This is a genomic window from Bacteroides sp. (genome assembly GCA_036351255.1).
Lineage (GTDB): Bacteria > Bacteroidota > Bacteroidia > Bacteroidales > UBA7960 > UBA7960.
Genome location: JAZBOS010000012.1, coordinates 1 through 3,295 on the forward strand (window position 1 = coordinate 1; position 3,295 = coordinate 3,295).

At 46.2% G+C, this 3,295-nt stretch carries 2 protein-coding genes; both read left to right on the forward strand.

Features of this window, described 5'->3' with window-relative positions:
- Window positions 1-846: NADH-ubiquinone oxidoreductase-F iron-sulfur binding region domain-containing protein (locus V2I46_00710; GenBank protein ID MEE4176006.1), on the forward strand; the 846-nt coding region annotated here is incomplete at its 5' end.
- Window positions 847-864: 18 nt separating this feature from the next.
- Window positions 865-3,295: 2Fe-2S iron-sulfur cluster-binding protein (locus tag V2I46_00715; protein MEE4176007.1), on the forward strand; the 2,431-nt coding region annotated here is incomplete at its 3' end.

Sequence of the window (3,295 nt, forward strand, 5' to 3'; positions counted from 1 at the left end):
CCTTCCAATCTCAATAACGTGGAAACTTATGCGAATGTCCCGGCAATAGTTTTGAAAGGTGGCAAGTGGTATGCTGCCATGGGAACGGATCATAGCAAGGGAACCAAAGTGTTCAGCCTTTGCGGAAAGATCAAAAATACAGGCCTCGTGGAAGTTCCCATGGGCATTTCCCTTAAAGAAATCGCTTTTGATATCGGCGGCGGGGTTCCCAAAAAGAAAAAATTCAAAGCAATTCAAACCGGTGGACCTTCGGGCGGGTGTATTCCGGAACAATATTTGAATCTGCCGGTAGATTATCAAAAACTTGCGGAAGTAGGTTCCATCATGGGTTCCGGCGGTATGATCGTAATGGATCAAGACACCTGCATGGTGGACGTGGCCCGATATTTCCTTGATTTTCTTAATGAAGAATCCTGCGGACAATGCAACCCCTGCCGAGAGGGCATCAAACAGATGCTCAATATATTGACTCAAATTTGCGCTGGTGAAGGAAAAGAGGGCGATATCGAGTTGCTCGAAGAACTTGGTGATATGGTGCAAAAATTTTCTTTGTGTGGTTTGGGTACATCCGCCCCTAATCCAGTGGTGACAACTATCCATTATTTCAGGGATGAGTATGAATCTCATATCCGGGATAAAAAATGCCCTGCCGGTGTTTGTAAAGCGCTCTTTTATTATGAAATTGATCAAGACGCCTGCACGGGATGCCAGGTTTGTGCCCGAAAATGCCCTCAGGAAGCCATTGTCGGCGAAAAGAAAAAGCCGCATCATTTGGATCAGGAAAAATGTATAAAATGCGGTATTTGTTACGACATGTGTAAATTTAATGCAATTGCAATCCGCTAATTATAAGGGATAATATCTATGGTTACTTTTAAGCTCAATGGAAAAGCAGTACAAGGAGAAGAAGGGGAATTTATCCTTCAGGTCGCGGAACGCAACGGTGTGGATATCCCGACGCTTTGCCATCACAAGGCATTGGAACCGGCCGGTATGTGCCGGATTTGTAGCGTTGAGTTGTTCGACGGACGACGATCCCGCTATGTTACCGCATGCAATTATCCCATATGGGAAGGCATGGAAGTAAGGACCGATTCGGAAGGGGTTCACCAGGGACGCAAGCTCATTGTGGAGTTGTTGTTGGCCCGTTGCCCGGAAGTTCCCTTACTGCAAAAACTGGCTAAGAAATATGGTATTGAAAAGCCCCGTTTTAAAACGGAAGACGATGACTGTATCCTCTGCGGTCTGTGTGTCCGTATGTGCGAAAAGATGGGAAATAGTGCTATCTCACTGACCGGGCGCGGTGTCGAAATGAAAGTCGACACCCCTTTTCACATACAAACTGATGTATGTCTGGCATGTGGTGCCTGCGCATTCGTTTGTCCTACCGGGCACATTACCCTGGATACGATAAAAGAACAAATCACCAAAAAGAAAAATGTTCAACTGATTCCTTCCGAATACGAAGTGGGTCTGAAAGGCCGAAAGCCTGTCTATGTGCCATATGCCCAGGCCGTGCCGAATATACCTGCCATAGATCGGGATGTCTGTGTTCATTTTAAAACCGGCGGATGTAAGGTCTGTGTTGAATTCTGCGGTGTTGATGCCATTAACCACGCCATGCAGGATGAAACCGTGGAATTGAATGTCGGTTCCATTATATTGGCCCCCGGCTTTAAACCTTTTGATCCTTCGAAATTTGATAATTACAGTTACGCTCAACATCCCAATGTTATGACGGCCATGGAATTCGAGCGTGTGCTTTCAGCGTCCGGTCCTACTTCAGGACATCTGGTTCGTTTATCCGACCACAAGGAACCGAAAAAAATTGCATGGTTTCAATGCGTTGGTTCTCGAGATATGAATCGGTGCGACAATGCCTATTGTTCTTCGGTATGTTGTATGTACGCCATCAAGGAAGCTGTCATTTCCAAGGAGCATGCAAATTACGACCTCGATTGTGCAATCTTTTTCATGGATATGCGAACCCATGGCAAAGATTTCGAACGATTTTATAACACGGCACAGGACAAAGGGATTCGTTTTTTAAGAAGCCGGGTTCATTCGGTCACGCCGGTTATGGGAACAGATGACCTTGAAGTCCGGTATGTCAACGATTCAGGTGAAATGCAAGTCGAAACCTTTGATATGATAGTGCTTTCAATCGGTCTTGAAATTTCGCCCGAAGTGGTTGCCATGGCCGATAAATTGGGAATCGATCTTACGGAAGGTAAATTTGCTAAGACTTCCACGTTCAACCCCGTGGCCACCTCCAAACAAGGTATATTCGTATGCGGCGCTTTCCAGGGCCCCAAGGATATTCCTCAATCGGTAGTGGATTCTAGTGCTGCGGCCGGCGTTTCCGGAGCCATGTTAAGCAGTGCACGCAATACCCGGACAAAAGAAAAAGAAACAATTCCGCAAGTCGATATCCGGGGTGAACGCCCAAGAATCGGGGTGTTTGTTTGCAGATGCGGTATCAATATAGCCGGCACTGTGAATGTTACGGCGGTAAGGGATTATGCTGCCACCTTACCGTATGTGGAGTATGTATCCGACAACCTGTATTCTTGCTCTCAGGATACACAGGATGGCATGGCCCAAATTATTAAAAGTAAAAAGTTGAATCGCGTTGTCGTAGCAGCATGCACACCCAAAACCCATGAACCCCTTTTCCAGGAAACACTTGTAAATGCGGGTCTGAACAAATATCTTTTCGAAATGGCCAATATCCGAAACCATGATTCATGGGTGCATAAAAATAACCCTGATCTTGCCACTGAAAAAGCGAAAGACCTGGTCAGAATGGCTGTTTCCAAGGTCGCTTTGATGCAGCCTCTGGATGAAGCGGAATTGAAAGTCAACCAGCGCGCCATGGTTATCGGCGGTGGTATCACAGGTATGAGTACCGCAAAAATTCTTGCCGATCAGGGCTATGAATCCCATATCATTGAGCGAAGTGGCTATTTGGGCGGTCAGGCGCTGAATCTATATCGTACCATCAAGGGTGAAGATATCCAGATAGAGCTTTCTTCCCTGATTAAAGAAGTCGAGCAGCATCCCAATATTCGTGTGCATAAGAATACAAATCTGACCAAGGTGGATGGCTTTGTGGGCAATTTTACTTCCACACTTTCCAGCAATGGTAATGAGGAAAAACTTGAGCATGGAGTCACGGTTATTGCAACCGGTGCAAAGCCGCTTGAAACAAACGAATACCTTTGCGGCAAAGATGACCGTATTGTTACAAGCCTGGAACTGGATCGAAAGCTTATAGACAATGACCCGGCGCTCA